This window comes from Vibrio maerlii (genome assembly GCF_003415655.1).
In the GTDB taxonomy this organism is placed as follows: Bacteria; Pseudomonadota; Gammaproteobacteria; order Enterobacterales; family Vibrionaceae; genus Vibrio; species Vibrio maerlii.
In genome coordinates this window covers 34,108-48,435 of the sequence record NZ_QRHC01000003.1, presented here as the reverse complement: position 1 = coordinate 48,435, position 14,328 = coordinate 34,108, and the positions used below count along the sequence as shown (strand labels likewise).

The 14,328-nt window shown below is 44.3% G+C and carries 13 protein-coding genes and 1 pseudogene; 8 read left to right on the top strand and 6 right to left on the bottom strand.

Annotated elements, in window-relative coordinates; genetic code table 11:
- The first annotated feature begins 43 nt into the window (after nucleotides 1-43).
- From DPF91_RS04480 to DPF91_RS04470, 3 genes are all read left to right on the top strand, one after another.
- A complete protein-coding gene (locus tag DPF91_RS04480; RefSeq protein ID WP_117233254.1) occupies nucleotides 44-982 on the top strand; it encodes a porin in 939 nt (312 codons plus the stop codon).
- 510 nt (nucleotides 983-1,492) lie between these two features.
- On the top strand, nucleotides 1,493-2,491 hold the full coding sequence (locus DPF91_RS04475; RefSeq protein WP_117233253.1) for a porin: 999 nt from the start codon (nucleotides 1,493-1,495) through the stop codon (nucleotides 2,489-2,491).
- Nucleotides 2,492-2,586: 95 nt separating this feature from the next.
- Complete coding sequence (locus tag DPF91_RS04470) at nucleotides 2,587-3,303, top strand: DUF2057 family protein (protein ID WP_241033759.1); 717 nt, start codon at nucleotides 2,587-2,589, stop codon at nucleotides 3,301-3,303.
- Between the two features lie 81 nt (nucleotides 3,304-3,384).
- On the opposite strand, the pseudogene DPF91_RS04465 reads toward DPF91_RS04470, so the two are convergent.
- Nucleotides 3,385-3,987, bottom strand: a pseudogene (locus DPF91_RS04465) (pseudouridine synthase); the annotation flags it as partial.
- A gap of 459 nt (nucleotides 3,988-4,446) precedes the next feature.
- Here DPF91_RS04465 and DPF91_RS04460 point away from each other — a divergent pair.
- Nucleotides 4,447-6,672 (top strand): NADP-dependent isocitrate dehydrogenase, encoded by a 2,226-nt coding sequence (locus tag DPF91_RS04460; RefSeq protein ID WP_117233250.1) that lies wholly within the window; start codon nucleotides 4,447-4,449, stop codon nucleotides 6,670-6,672.
- 86 nt (nucleotides 6,673-6,758) lie between these two features.
- On the opposite strand, the gene cspD is transcribed toward DPF91_RS04460, so the two are convergent.
- Nucleotides 6,759-6,980: a cold shock domain-containing protein CspD gene (gene cspD, locus DPF91_RS04455; protein ID WP_117233249.1), complete on the bottom strand. Its 222-nt coding sequence runs from the start codon at nucleotides 6,978-6,980 to the stop codon at nucleotides 6,759-6,761.
- Nucleotides 6,981-7,505: 525 nt separating this feature from the next.
- Here cspD and clpS point away from each other — a divergent pair.
- The gene (clpS, locus tag DPF91_RS04450; RefSeq protein ID WP_117233248.1) at nucleotides 7,506-7,826 is read left to right on the top strand and encodes an ATP-dependent Clp protease adapter ClpS; all 321 of its coding nucleotides are present in this window, start codon (nucleotides 7,506-7,508) and stop codon (nucleotides 7,824-7,826) included.
- A gap of 83 nt (nucleotides 7,827-7,909) precedes the next feature.
- The gene (gene clpA, locus DPF91_RS04445) at nucleotides 7,910-10,180 is read left to right on the top strand and encodes an ATP-dependent Clp protease ATP-binding subunit ClpA (protein ID WP_117233247.1); all 2,271 of its coding nucleotides are present in this window, start codon (nucleotides 7,910-7,912) and stop codon (nucleotides 10,178-10,180) included.
- A gap of 144 nt (nucleotides 10,181-10,324) precedes the next feature.
- Here clpA and infA read toward each other — a convergent pair whose 3' ends face one another.
- The 3 genes from infA to aat form a co-directional block, all read right to left on the bottom strand.
- A complete protein-coding gene (gene infA / locus DPF91_RS04440) occupies nucleotides 10,325-10,543 on the bottom strand; it encodes a translation initiation factor IF-1 (protein WP_001040192.1) in 219 nt (72 codons plus the stop codon).
- A gap of 136 nt (nucleotides 10,544-10,679) precedes the next feature.
- Nucleotides 10,680-11,378 (bottom strand): arginyltransferase, encoded by a 699-nt coding sequence (locus tag DPF91_RS04435; protein ID WP_117233246.1) that lies wholly within the window; start codon nucleotides 11,376-11,378, stop codon nucleotides 10,680-10,682.
- A 10-nt stretch (nucleotides 11,379-11,388) separates the two neighbouring features.
- Nucleotides 11,389-12,105 (bottom strand): leucyl/phenylalanyl-tRNA--protein transferase, encoded by a 717-nt coding sequence (gene aat, locus DPF91_RS04430; protein WP_117233245.1) that lies wholly within the window; start codon nucleotides 12,103-12,105, stop codon nucleotides 11,389-11,391.
- Nucleotides 12,106-12,139: 34 nt separating this feature from the next.
- Between aat and DPF91_RS04425 the strand changes: the two genes are divergently transcribed.
- The gene (locus DPF91_RS04425; RefSeq protein WP_117233244.1) at nucleotides 12,140-12,592 is read left to right on the top strand and encodes an outer membrane lipoprotein; all 453 of its coding nucleotides are present in this window, start codon (nucleotides 12,140-12,142) and stop codon (nucleotides 12,590-12,592) included.
- A gap of 143 nt (nucleotides 12,593-12,735) precedes the next feature.
- Nucleotides 12,736-14,016 carry a 3-phosphoshikimate 1-carboxyvinyltransferase gene (aroA, locus tag DPF91_RS04420; protein WP_117233243.1) on the top strand — a complete coding sequence of 427 codons (1,281 nt, stop codon included), beginning with the start codon at nucleotides 12,736-12,738 and terminating at the stop codon, nucleotides 14,014-14,016.
- A gap of 54 nt (nucleotides 14,017-14,070) precedes the next feature.
- On the opposite strand, the gene DPF91_RS04415 is transcribed toward aroA, so the two are convergent.
- Nucleotides 14,071-14,319 carry a YciN family protein gene (locus tag DPF91_RS04415; protein WP_117233242.1) on the bottom strand — a complete coding sequence of 83 codons (249 nt, stop codon included), beginning with the start codon at nucleotides 14,317-14,319 and terminating at the stop codon, nucleotides 14,071-14,073.
- Nucleotides 14,320-14,328 lie beyond the last annotated feature (9 nt).

Below are 14,328 nucleotides of genomic sequence, written 5' to 3'. Positions count from 1 at the left end.
CCGGATAAGGAATTCCCATCTTAGAAAAGGCAGTGGATTTACTATGAAAAAGACTCTATTAGCTCTAGCAGTTGTAACTGCAGCTACATCTGCACAAGCAGTTGAAATTTTTAACCAAGACGGCGTAACCGTTGGTCTACACGGTGACATCGAAGTTGTTTACAAAAACGAAACGACTCGTAGCTCTTTCCAACAAGAAATCCAAGACGCAGACTTTGGTTTTGACACTCGTTACATGATCAACGACGAGTTCACTGTGGGCGCATACTGGGAGTTTGACGGTTCTAAGCACACTAACGCAGTTGACACTAAAAACGGCGACCAATTCGTAGCGCTATATTCTCAAACTTACGGCTCTATCAAGTTTGGTCGTCTATGTACTGCGATCGATGATGCGGGTATCGGCTCGGATTACCAATACGGTATCTCATCTTTCTTCGACACTAACTACTCTCCTTGTGACGATGAAGCTGTTCGTTACGATTACGACAACGGTTCTTTCTACGTAACTGCTGGTATGATTCAAGATAAAGTTGATTCTGATGGCAAAAACGTTAATGCAAGCGATGACACGTACTACGATGGTAAAATCGGTTACCGTGTAGCAGATTTTGACTTCACAGCTTTCTACGGCTCTGCTGATAACGCTGCTAAAGATGTTGTAATGGGCTTTGAAGGTCGCTTTGGTGGTATCGAGAATGTGAACCTAGCGCTTGCTTACTACAATGCAGATAAAGACAACTTCAATAACGCAAACAACGACACTATCGCTGTTTCTGCTGATTACACTATGGGTCTATGGAGTTTTGCTGCAGGTTACTCAACTTCTGACCACGACGTTAGCGCTCTTGATAAAGACAGCTGGTACCTAAACACTGGTTACGGTATTGCTCCAAATACTAAAGTATACGCAGAGCTTGGTGGTGACGACCAAGACGATTCTGACCTAGCATTCGCAATCGGTGCTAAAGCTGAATTCTAATCTAAATATTGATTAGTTAAATAAGTCGCCCAGCCTTTGGGCGACTTTATCAATAACAACAATCCCCTCGTTAAACTCGATTTTTTGTTTCATTAAGTAGAAAGTCTGAGCGAAATCACAAAAAAAAAGTGAACTTTTCATTTTTTACCATCCAAGTCAATTTCTAAGATGTTCCTCTGTAATCTGACCTTTTTAAATTATTAATAATCAATAATATTCAGTTTTATGGTATTTTTGTCTGAATTTTTTATTTATTTTGGTGTTTTATCTTTTTGGTAAATCGCCTTAGTTTTGCTCACCTATTTCTTAAGTTGTTGTTTTTTTTGAGTATTTTCATTTGGCGATGAAAATTTACATTGTTTGACAGTGAAAAAGATCTTCTGCAATGATGCATTCGAAATTTGTTGACGGAGATTCAAACGGAAACGTTTACATGTGTCTTCGATAGCGAAAAATAAATAAGGGGACCGGACAAGGATCTCCAACTCTAAGAAAAGGCAGTGGATTATTATGAAAAAGACTTTACTAGCTCTAGCAGTTGTTACTGCAGCTACATCAGCGCAAGCTGTTGAAATCTTCAACCAAGATGGCGTAACTGTTGGTCTACATGGTGACATCGAAGTAGTTTACAAGAACGAAACGACTCGTAGCTCTTTCCAACAAGAGATTCAAGACGCAGACTTCGGCTTTGACGTTCGCTATATGATCAATGACGAATTCACAGCAGGTGCTTACTGGGAGTTTGACGGTTCTGAGTACTCTAACGCTGACGTAACTAAGAACGGTGATACTTACGTAGCGCTATACTCTCAGTCCTACGGTTCTATCAAGTTCGGTCGTCTATGTACTGCACTTGATGATGCAGGTATCGGTTCTGACTACCAATACGGTATCTCTTCTTTCTTCGATACAAACATGGCAATGTGTGGTGACGAAGGTGTTCGCTACGACATCGACACTGGCATGTTCTACGGTACACTTGGCCTAATCCAACAAAAAGTTGATTCAGATGGTGAATCTATTGCTGATAACCAAGATGCATACATCGATGGTAAACTAGGTCTGCGCGTAGCTGATTTTGACTTCACTGCATTCTTCGGTCTTGGTGAAACTGCAGCTCCAGTAGCTGTTGGTGGTAACGTAGATGACAGTGTTTACGGTCTAGAAGCTCGCTTTGGCGGCATTGAGAACCTTAACCTTGCAGCAGCTTATTACGTAACAGATGCTGATTTCCAAAACGCAACTGGTAAAGATTTCAACACTGATACTATTGCATTCGCTGCTGATTACTACATGGACCTTTGGACATTCTCTGCAGGTTACTCTATTGGTTCTCACGACCTAGCAGGTAAAACTGAAAATGGTCAAGAGTACACAGAGCAAGACAACTGGTTCGTAAACGCAGGTTACGGCATCGCTCCAAACACAACTGTTTATGCAGAAGTTGGTGGTGACGACCAAAGCGGTTCTGACCTAGCATTCGCAATCGGTGCTAAAGCTGAATTCTAATTGACTTCTTAGTCAATTTTTAGATAAAAAAGCCACCTTCGGGTGGCTTTTTTGTTAGGATAAAGAATATTTTAGATTGTTTTATTAGATTCTGGATGAGAACAACAATGAAGAAAGCATGGTTAGCTTTAGGTCTGCTTGCTGCTGCAATGGGCAGCGCAAGTGCCGCAACACTGACACCACAAAAAGGTGTTTCGATTCTATTTATCAACGGACAAGAGTCTCAAACCAAAATTGGTAAGAATGAGATCAATGATGGTTACAACCAAGTTGTTGTTCGTATGGAAAAGGCATTTGGTAATAGTGGTGTGTTTACTTCTGAACCTTACGTTTTGACTTTCGATGTGTCTGGTGATGATATTGAGGTTAAACACCCACAAGCGCGCAGTAAGATGGAAGCTGAAAAAACGTTTCGTGCTGGTGCTCCTGATTGGAAAGTTATTCAGGACGATGTGAAACTTAAGCACGAACAAGATGTGATCTCAAACAAAGGTGGTTTCCTGCCGTTTTTAGGTATGGATGACCAAGTCGCTCAGTACAATGAAGAAAAGGCGATCTACTTTAAAGATGGCGTTCTTGCTGACAAGCCTGCTGAAGCGATTGTGATTGCCACTACTTCAACGGCCGTAGCTGCAACTACTACTGCCAGCAATGAAGTGAATGTTGCTAACGTTTCTGAGGCAGCTCAAACACAAGCACAACCAGTTCAGCTACCGGAAGTTCAAACGGTTGAACAGCTTAAAGCTTGGTACCTAAAAGCATCTAAAGCAGAACGTAAAGAGTTCCGTAAGTGGATGATTGATCAAGAATAGTTTCTTAGTCCCTAGTGAATTAAGACCCTAGTTCCTAGATATTTTTCTAGGATCTAGGATCTAGGATCTAGGATCTAGGATCTACAACTCTATCTCCTTCCATTCCCCAAGCCCTAAATCGCCCAATACAACCTTACCCATTTGGGCTCTTACTAGACGTAGAGTAGGGAAGCCAATATTCGCTGTCATGCGTCGAACTTGTCGGTTTCTGCCCTCAATGATCGTGATCGACAGCCAAGTTGTTGGGATCGCGGCTCTAAACCGAACGGGTGGGTTACGCTCCCAAAGTGTCGGTTCAGACATGATTTCAACCGTCGCTGGCAGTGTCATGCCATCTTTTAATTCGACACCTTTTCGTAGCTTATCTAAATCACTCTTTGTAGGTGCACCTTCCACTTGAACCCAATACGTCTTTGGTGACTTTGAGTTTGGCTGAGTGAGTTTTGCCTGCAAGATGCCGTCATTGGTGAGGATCATTAAGCCTTCGCTATCTCGATCTAAACGACCCGCGGCATACACATCTTTTACTGGGATAAAATCCGCTAGGGTTTGACGGCCATCGCCATCGGTAAACTGGCTCAACACATCGAAAGGCTTGTTAAAAATAATAACCTTGCGGTCTTCTGGGGCGATGCGTGGCTTGTCGACGTTACTGTTACGCGGTTTAGCTCGGTGCTTACTGCTGCTTCGACCTTTGGCTCCATGTTTAAAACGACCGCCCTTTGGTGCGGTTTTTTCTCGGGAGGAGGTGTGGCGAGAGCGAGTGGACATGTTAACTACCTTGCAAAATTGTAAACGAACTGTGCGCAAAAGTTTTATGTCTGCTCCCTTTAAGCTATCATTTGCGCGCAAAAAACTAATAACAGAGCAGAATAGAAAATTTTCTAGTCGACAATCATAGACTAAATCATCTGTTTTGTTTAATTATAACCAAATGAGTTCTTTCGATCTTCTTGGTCGATAGACCTTTGCGCTCACGGAAAAATGCTCAGCAAAAGAATGCAGAGCAGAGTGCAGATTCGCGTTATAGCAGTTCAATGAGGAGCTTGAGTCAATCCATCAATGATGACCAAGACTGAATTGCTAACGAACATTCACACAGCTGGTTTCAAACCTCAGCTGTTCGAACTATAGGGAAATTTCATGCCTACTGAAAAGCCAACCATCATTTATACCATTACAGACGAAGCACCGGCGCTAGCAACCTATTCTCTACTGCCAATCATTCAGTCTTTTACCAAATCGTCTGGTATCAATGTTGAAACTCGTGATATCTCATTAGCAGGGCGCATTATTGCTAACTTCCCTGAGCACCTAACTGAAGAGCAACGTATTGGCGATGCGCTAGCAGAGTTGGGTGAATTAGCGAAAACACCAGAAGCAAACATCATCAAGCTGCCAAACATTTCAGCTTCTATCCCACAACTAAAAGCAGCTATTGCTGAGCTTCAAGCAAAGGGGTATGCACTCCCTGATTACCCGGAAGAGCCAACGACTTACGAGCAAGAAGCAATCAAAGCAACCTACGATAAGATCAAGGGTAGTGCGGTAAACCCAGTACTACGTGAAGGTAACTCTGACCGCCGTGCACCACTATCGGTTAAGAATTATGCGAAGAAAAACCCACACTCAATGGGTGCATGGTCTGCAGATTCTAAATCTCACGTTGCAAGCATGTCTGGCAGTGACTTCTTCGGTAGCGAAAAATCGACCACATTAGACAAAGCAACCGACGTGAGCATCGAATTTGTTGCTCAATCTGGTGAGAAGAAAACCCTGAAAACAGCTTTCGCTCTACAAGATAAAGAGATCATCGATTGTTCGGTAATGAGCAAGAAAGCACTGGTTGAATTCTTTGAAGTGCAGATCCAAGAAGCGAAACAGCAAGATGTTCTGCTTTCTCTGCACATGAAAGCAACCATGATGAAAGTCTCTGATCCTGTGATCTTTGGTCACGCGGTTAAGGTTTACTACAAAGAAGTATTCAGCAAGTACGGTCAGTTGTTTGATGAGCTGGGCGTCGATGTGAACAATGGTATTGGTGATGTTTATACCAAGATTGCCAACCTTCCGGCTGACCAAAAAGCGGCAATTGAAGCTGACCTTCAAGCGGTTTACGAAACTCAGCCACCATTAGCAATGGTAGATTCTGATCGCGGTATCACGAACCTTCATGTACCAAGTGACATCATCGTCGATGCATCAATGCCTGCAATGCTACGCTCATCTGGCCAAATGTGGGGACCAGATGGCAAACAGAAAGATACTAAAGCGATGATCCCAGATCGTAGCTACGCAAGCATCTACCAAGCGGTGATTGATTTCTGTAAAGAGAACGGGGCATTTGACCCAACAACAATGGGTAGCGTGCCAAACGTGGGTCTAATGGCACAAAAAGCCGAAGAGTACGGTTCTCACGATAAGACATTCATCTTAGACCAAGCGGGTACTGTTCAAGTAACGGCTGCTGATGGCACGGTACTTCTGGAGCAAGATGTTGCTGAAGGCGATATCTTCCGTATGTGTCAGGTAAAAGACGCACCAATTCAAGACTGGGTGAAACTTGCAGTGACTCGCGCTCGTGCAACGGGTGTTCCAGCGGTGTTCTGGTTAGATGAAAAACGTGCGCACGATGCGGAGCTTATCAAGAAGGTAAATGCTTACTTACCTAACTATGATACCGATGGTCTTGAGCTTAAGATTCTGTCTCCACTAGAAGCGACTAAATACTCTCTAGTACGCATCAAAGATGGTCTAGATACGATTTCAGTAACGGGTAACGTACTTCGCGATTACCTAACGGATCTATTCCCAATCCTAGAGCTAGGCACGTCTGCGAAGATGCTGTCTATCGTTCCTCTAATGAACGGCGGTGGCCTGTTTGAAACGGGAGCGGGTGGTTCTGCTCCTAAGCACGTTCAACAGGTGGAGAAAGAAAACCACTTACGATGGGATTCACTGGGCGAGTTCCTGGCACTAGCGGCTTCTCTAGAGCACCTAAGCACTGTAACTGGTAACGCGAAAGCGCAAGTACTGGCTGAGGCTCTTGATAAAGCGACCGGCCTGTTCCTAGACAATAACAAGTCGCCATCACGTAAAGTGGGTGAGTTAGATAACCGTGGCAGTCACTACTACCTAGCAACTTACTGGGCACAAGCACTTGCTGAGCAAACCGCTGATGCAGAGCTAGCGAACGAGTTTAAGTCTATTGCTGAGGCTCTGACATCAGGTGAAGAGACAATCGTTGCTGAGTTAAACAACGCGCAAGGTGTCTCAGGTGAGCTTGGTGGTTACTATGCACCTGAGTTCGACAAGGCATCACCACTTATGCGCCCAAGTCAGGCACTTAACGGTGTGATTGACGCGTAAATTGTGTTGACTCATTAAAATCAAAAAACCGCCATCAGGCGGTTTTTTTATGTCTATCGTTCGTCAATCAAGAAATGATTTGATGGCTACTTTGCTTGTTGGGCTTCCATAGGAACAACTTCGCTAGCGTGATAACCCTTTGGCCCTTGTTCTACTTCATATGAGACCTGCTGGCCCGCTTTCAGTGTTCTATAACCGTCCATTTGAATGGTGGAGTAGTGCGCGAAAATGTCACCATCTTCGCCTTCTGGGCAAATAAAACCAAATCCCTTGGCATTGTTAAACCATTTTACTGTACCTGTAGCCATGCTATACATCCTTCATGCATTTACTGATGTTTCTAAAACCGTTTACCACCGAACATGCTAGTGACTTCAACAATAAGACCGTTTCTAAAACAGTGTGGTTCTGAAACAGAGGTTGTGTCAAAAAGCTCGGAAGAACAACAAGTGCATAGCGAACCAAAATCGCTAATTTTTTAAGCACTCGATTTCCAATGTAGTCAATGATAAGTAACAGTCAACAATAAAATGCGTTTAAGATTAACATTTTTACATACAAATCAAATTTGAGATGATTACATTACAGTAACTTTGTAATGTGAAACTTCTTGGATAACAAAGGAATACCAAAGTCGGGCAAAAAATCACCAATCGTTTTATTTAATCGAGACTTACATAAGGTTTTATTTGCAGCAACGACAATGCTGAATTAGTCTCTAAGTAAGCCTTTTATTTTTGCTCGGCAGGTTTGCAAATCGATTAAGAAACAAGTGAGTTAATCGGTGAAAAAAGGTAAAATCCATGCAGAATCTAATGAAATAACTGGGCGTCATGGGCAAGCAATTTGAATGGGTAACTCCAGACTCAGATCTACTGGAGAGAGAAGAAACCGGCGTTAAGCCTCCTTCACTGTATAACGTCGTATTAAATAATGACGACTACACACCGATGGACTTCGTTATCGAAATCTTAGAGCGCTTTTTCTCTATGGATGCCGATAAAGCAACACAAACCATGTTACAGGTTCACTACGAAGGCAAAGCGGTCTGCGGGACTTATACAGCAGAAGTAGCGGAAACGAAAGTGGCTCAAGTTAGTATGTATTCGAAAGAAAATGAGCATCCGCTGCTATGCACGATGGAGCAAGCTTGATCTAATCGAGCGATAAAGCGCTATTACACTAGCAATAGTGATCAATTTAATAGTGGGCGAGTTGTTTTACCAAGGAGGTAATTATGCTGAATAAAGAGTTAGAGTCGAGTCTGAACGGTGCATTTGCTCGTGCCCGAGACAAACGACATGAGTTTATGACCGTTGAGCACCTCCTGTTAGCCTTAATCGATAACGATTCAGCTCGAGAGGCCTTGGTTGCATGCGGAGCTGATCTTGAAGCAATTCGTCAAGAACTGGATATTTTCATCGACCAAACGACGCCACTGATCCCAGAGAGTGATGAAACGCGCGAGACTCAGCCGACGCTGAGCTTCCAGCGTGTTCTTCAACGTGCAGTATTCCACGTTCAGTCTTCTGGGCGTAGTGAAGTGAGCGGCGCCAATGTACTGGTGGCGATTTTCAGTGAACAAGAGTCTCACGCTGCATACCTACTTAAGAAAAATGACATTAGCCGCCTAGACGTGGTGAACTTCATTTCGCACGGTATTACCAAAGCGTCTAGTGATGATAGCTCTGAGCCAAGCTCGAACTCATTCCAGAGTGAGGGCAGCGAAGAGATCCCTGCAGAGGAACGTCTAGATAGCTTTGCGACTAACCTAAACGACGTTGCGAAGAAAGGCAACATTGATCCACTGATTGGCCGTGATAAAGAGCTTGAGCGCACGATTCAGGTTTTGTGTCGTCGTCGCAAGAACAACCCTCTACTAGTGGGTGAAGCGGGTGTGGGTAAAACCGCAATTGCTGAAGGTCTAGCGTGGAGAATTGTTGAAGGTCAGGTGCCTGAGGTGATTCAAAACAGTGTGATCTACTCATTGGATATCGGTTCGCTACTCGCCGGCACGAAATACCGTGGTGATTTCGAGAAGCGATTCAAGAGCATTCTCAAGCAGCTTGAAAAAGAAGACGACGCGATTCTGTTCATCGACGAAATCCATACCATCATTGGTGCGGGTGCTGCGTCTGGTGGTCAGGTTGATGCCGCCAACCTTATCAAACCTCTACTCAGTAGCGGTAAGCTTCGCTGCATTGGTTCGACAACATACCAAGAATATTCGAATATCTTTGAGAAAGAGCGCGCTCTGTCTCGTCGTTTCCAAAAAATCGATGTGGTTGAACCATCACTGGATGACACCACGAAGATCCTTATGGGTCTAAAACCGAAATACGAAGCGCACCACGAAGTTCGCTATACTAACAAGGCACTGCGTGCTGCGGTTGAGCTTTCTGCTAAATACATCAATGAGCGTCACCTGCCTGATAAAGCGATTGACGTTATCGATGAAGCAGGCGCGAAGAGTCGCCTTGTTCCGGCAAGCAAACGTAAGAAAACTGTCGGTGTGGCTGATATCGAAGCGATGGTGGCCAAGATGGCACGCATCCCTGAGAAGTCGGTTTCATCTTCAGACAAAGATATTCTTCAGAATCTTGACGACAAGATGAAGATGCTGGTGTTCGGTCAAAACAAAGCCATCGATGTACTAAGTGAAGCGATTAAGCTTACACGCGCTGGCCTTGGTGCGGATAACAAGCCAGTTGGTTCATTCCTATTTGCTGGCCCTACAGGGGTGGGTAAAACAGAGGTAACGGTTCAACTCTCTAAACTACTGGGTATTGAGCTGCTGCGCTTTGATATGTCGGAATACGGTGAGCGTCACTCCGTGAGCCGCTTGATTGGTGCACCTCCTGGTTATGTGGGTTACGACCAAGGTGGTCTGCTAACAGACGCGGTAATCAAGCATCCTCACTCTGTTGTATTGCTGGATGAGATCGAAAAAGCACACCCAGATATCTTCAACCTGCTTCTGCAAGTGATGGATAATGGTACGCTGACTGACAACAACGGCCGTAAAGCGGATTTCCGTAACGTGATTCTGGTTATGACAACCAACGCTGGTGTAGCTGAAACAGAGAAGAAATCGATCGGCCTGATCCAACAAGATCACACGCCTGACGCGATGGGTGAAATCAAGAAGGTGTTTACTCCTGAGTTCCGTAACCGTCTTGATAATATTATCTGGTTCAACAGCCTTGATGAAGGTGTTATCCATCAAGTGGTGGATAAGTTCATTGTTGAGCTTCAAGTCCAGCTTGATGCACGTGGCGTCTCTTTAGAAGTGGATGAGGATGCTCGCCACTGGTTAGCAAACAAAGGCTACGACAAGGCTATGGGCGCGCGTCCGATGGGCCGTGTGATTCAAGAGCAGCTTAAGAAACCTCTGGCGAACGAGCTGTTGTTTGGTTCACTCGTCGATGGTGGTACGGTTCGCGTCACCTTGGCGAAAGAAGAGCTTAAGTTTGAATATATGGGCGCGAAAGAAGAGGCGTTTCATTGATAGCGAGAAGCTAGTCCCTAGAAATCTAGTTCCTAGTAGCAGTAATGCGTCTAGGAACTAGGGCCTTGGAGACTGTTGACTTTTTCAACACACAAAAAAACGAAGCCTAGGCTTCGTTTTTTTGTGTGCATTCGAAAATATGAATTAACGAGCGCGGAAGACGATGCGGCCTTTAGATAGGTCGTATGGAGTCATCTCTACAGTCACTTTGTCACCAGTAAGAATACGGATGTAGTTTTTACGCATTTTACCAGAGATGTGTGCTGTTACTACGTGGCCGTTTTCAAGCTCAACACGGAACATAGTGTTTGGAAGAGTGTCTAGGACAGTGCCTTGCATCTCAATTACGTCTTCTTTAGCCATTTAATCCTCTTTAGAAACTTAGGCGAATTCTTTCGGAGTTTAATAATTCAGTAGATAATGATTTATCTACAAGTCGTGACTGCGACAAGCGGTCAGTATCCGAAAAAATGGAATATATATAAAGTTGGGCGGTATTCTACCCTTGCCATCGATGATTTACTAGTCTTTGATGGCGTTGAAAGCGTACTTTATAACTCATCGCCGGACATTGGTCGATCTGATACCCCAAGTATAGCCATTGCCTGTCTAGCTTTTTGGCGTGTTCGATTTGATAAAGCACGCATAACGTACCCAGTGAAATATCAATCTTTGGGTCGAAGAAAGTATAAAAGGCACTGGTACTATGCGGCAGAATATCGGTCACCGCTATCGCGACTAGCTTATCTTCATAGTAAACATGAATGAAATGGCTTTCCATCCAGTGTGTGGTGGCAAATGATTCGAACTCTTGTTTATTGGGTGGAAACATCGAGCCGCTACTGTGCCGAGCTGAAATATACTCTGAATAAAGCGCAAACCAATCATCGTCTAAGGTGTTTTTAACTTCCCAATGAAAAGCCTTTGCTTTGTTCAGCAAGCGTTTTTGGCTTTTGGACGCTTTGAAGTCAGCGAGCGATACACGTAAAGCCTCACATGCATGGCAAGTCTCACAGTGTGGTTTGTAGATGGTTTCTCCGCTTCGACGAAAGCCGTTTGCGAGAAGGATCTCGTAGTTCGTCGGAGTTTGCATGAACTCATCCAATGCAACTGCCACGCGTTCTTGTTGATCAGGTAAGTAGTTACATTGATGGGTTTGTGTGAGTCCGATACGGATTTGTTGTAGTTCTGCGCTCATAGGGAGAAGCCTAGCTTAATACCTCGAGTTGTATCTCTTGTGCTTGGTAACAATTTTCGACAACTGGGTTGTCTCTTAACCTTAGCAGTGAACGGTAGAACTCGTCTGCATTAAGTTCGATGGCTCCTAATGATTCTAGATGCGGATTAAGCACTTGGCAGTCGATCATCACGCCTTGGTGCCGACTAAAGTGATGACAAAAGTACCAAAGCGCAATCTTAGACGCATTAGTCTTAAGGCTGAACATCGATTCGCCACAAAAGATCTGCCCCATTTGCACACCGTAAAGCCCGCCAATTAGCTCATCGTTATCCCAGACCTCAACCGAATGAACATAATCGTTTTCAGCTAGGGTGAAGTAAGCTTGCTGCATATCTCGGTTAAGCCAGCACTCTTCAGCACTGCGTGTTTCAGAACAAAGACGAATCACTTCGTTTGTTGCGTGATTGAGTGTGACTTTATATTGATGTTTACGCTGAAATTTTTTGACACTTTTCGACGGTTTAAATGTCTCAGGATTAAAGGTCGCCCTTGGTGTTGGCGACCACCATAAAATGGGTTCACCGGGACCATACCAAGGGAAAATGCCGTTATAATAGGCATTTAGAATTCTTTCAGGGTGCAAGTCACCGCCAAACGCCAAGAGGCCACATGGCTCCTCAAGTGCTTCTCCTACAGATGGGAAGCTATAATTATCTAAAGAGAGTTCTGGTAGATAAATCGCCAATGCTCAAATCCTAGTTCAATAGAGGGATATCGTAATGAAAAAGTGGTTGGTAATTTTACTGATTTTTCCACTATTTGCTCACGCTTACCAGCGTAATCAAGCTCGCCCAGTTAACGATGTGGTTTATGGCGCGGTTGAGTCTGTACGTTATATCACACAACAAGAGATTATCCATTCTCAAGCGAATGGTTGGCACACATTATTGGGTGCTGTTGTGGGGGGATTAGTCGGTAATCAGTTTGGTGGCGGGACAGGTAAAGAGGTCGCGACTGCGGTTGGTGCGGTTGCTGGGGCTGGTATGGTTCGCCATCATGGCAACCGTGATACCTTGATTGAATATAAGTTGGTTGAGATCTTGATTAAGACAGATAAAGGTAAACTTGTTGATGTGATTCAAGACGTCGATAATTCGATGCTTTTCAATCGTGGTGATGAGGTGCGAATACTCTACTTTAATGATGGGGTAAGGGTCGATATCGCCTATTAAGCCTTTATAAAAATGTGTAATCATCAACTAGTACGATTTAGCTCTGGTTTTCCAATAAATTATTGGTTAGTCTGAATTCATGAATAATGATTCAGTTCCAAACAGGAAAGGTTTGGAGCACAATAATTTTGGAAAAGATGTTGATGGAAAGCCTTACTTTACAACCAATTAACCGAGTGAATGGCGAAGTAAACCTGCCTGGCTCAAAAAGCGTATCGAACCGCGCGCTTTTGCTTGCTGCATTAGCTAAGGGTACGACTCGTCTAACTAACCTTTTAGATAGTGACGATATTCGTCACATGTTGAATGCCCTTAAAGCGTTGGGTGTGAGCTATCAATTGTCTGAAGACAAAACGGTATGTGAGGTTGAGGGTCTAGGCAAGGCGTTTGATTCTGAGCAAGCGCTAGAACTGTTCTTGGGTAATGCTGGTACAGCAATGCGTCCACTAGCAGCTGCATTATGCCTTGGTGGTGGTGAGTACATACTAACGGGCGAACCTCGCATGAAAGAGCGTCCAATCGGTCACCTGGTTGATGCATTGCGTGAAGCGGGTGCAGATATCACTTACCTAGAAAACGAGAACTACCCACCACTAGAAATTAATGCGAAGGGTCTATCGGGCGGTACTGTGACCATCGATGGCTCGATCTCTAGTCAATTCTTAACTGCATTCTTGATGTCAGCACCGCTTGCTCAAGGAGATGTGACGATCAACATCGCTGGCGAGTTGGTTTCTAAGCCATACATTGATATCACCTTGCACATCATGAAGCAGTTTGGCGTTGAAGTTGAAAACAACGACTACCAAACGTTCAAGATCAAGGCGGGCCAAAGTTATGTCGCACCGGGTGACTTCCTTGTTGAAGGTGATGCGTCGTCGGCGTCTTATTTCCTAGCGGCTGCTGCAATTAAAGGTGGTGAAATCAAGGTAACGGGTATTGGTAAAAACAGCATCCAGGGTGATATCCAATTTGCAGATGCATTAGAGAAAATGGGAGCCGAAATCGAATGGGGCGATGATTATGTTATCTCTCGTGTCGGTGAGCTCAAAGGCATCGATATGGACTACAACCACATCCCAGATGCCGCAATGACGATTGCGACAACCGCCCTTTTTGCAGAAGGTACAACGGCGATTCGCAACGTATACAACTGGCGTGTGAAAGAGACCGACCGTCTTGCTGCTATGGCGACAGAGCTGCGTAAAGTGGGTGCAGAAGTGGAAGAGGGTGAGGATTACATCATTGTTAAACCAACCGCTAACCTAAAGCACGCTGCGATTGATACGTACGACGACCACCGTATGGCTATGTGCTTCTCGTTGGTGGCGTTGAGTGATACACCAGTAACAATCAATGACCCGGGTTGTACGTCTAAGACGTTCCCTGATTACTTTGATAAGTTGGAAGGACTGAGTTCCTAGATTCTAGATCCTAGTTCCTAGTGAAAACCTCTAGGAACTAGGGTCTCGAAACTTCTATTTAACTTCTAGCGTAAACTCTTTCGACAAGTGATGCGCTAGATACTTAAACATGTTGAATACAGCGGTAGTCTTCGGTGTTGGGATACCATTGTCTAAGAAGTACTCGCCCTTGAATACCAACACACCGTCTTTCTCTTCTACGCTGTCTGCGCGCATTCCCTCTATATAGTCATCGTGTTCTTGGATGATTTGGTTAGCGATCATTAACAGGTCTAACGAAGAAATCACTTTTTTATCAGACATACTATTTCC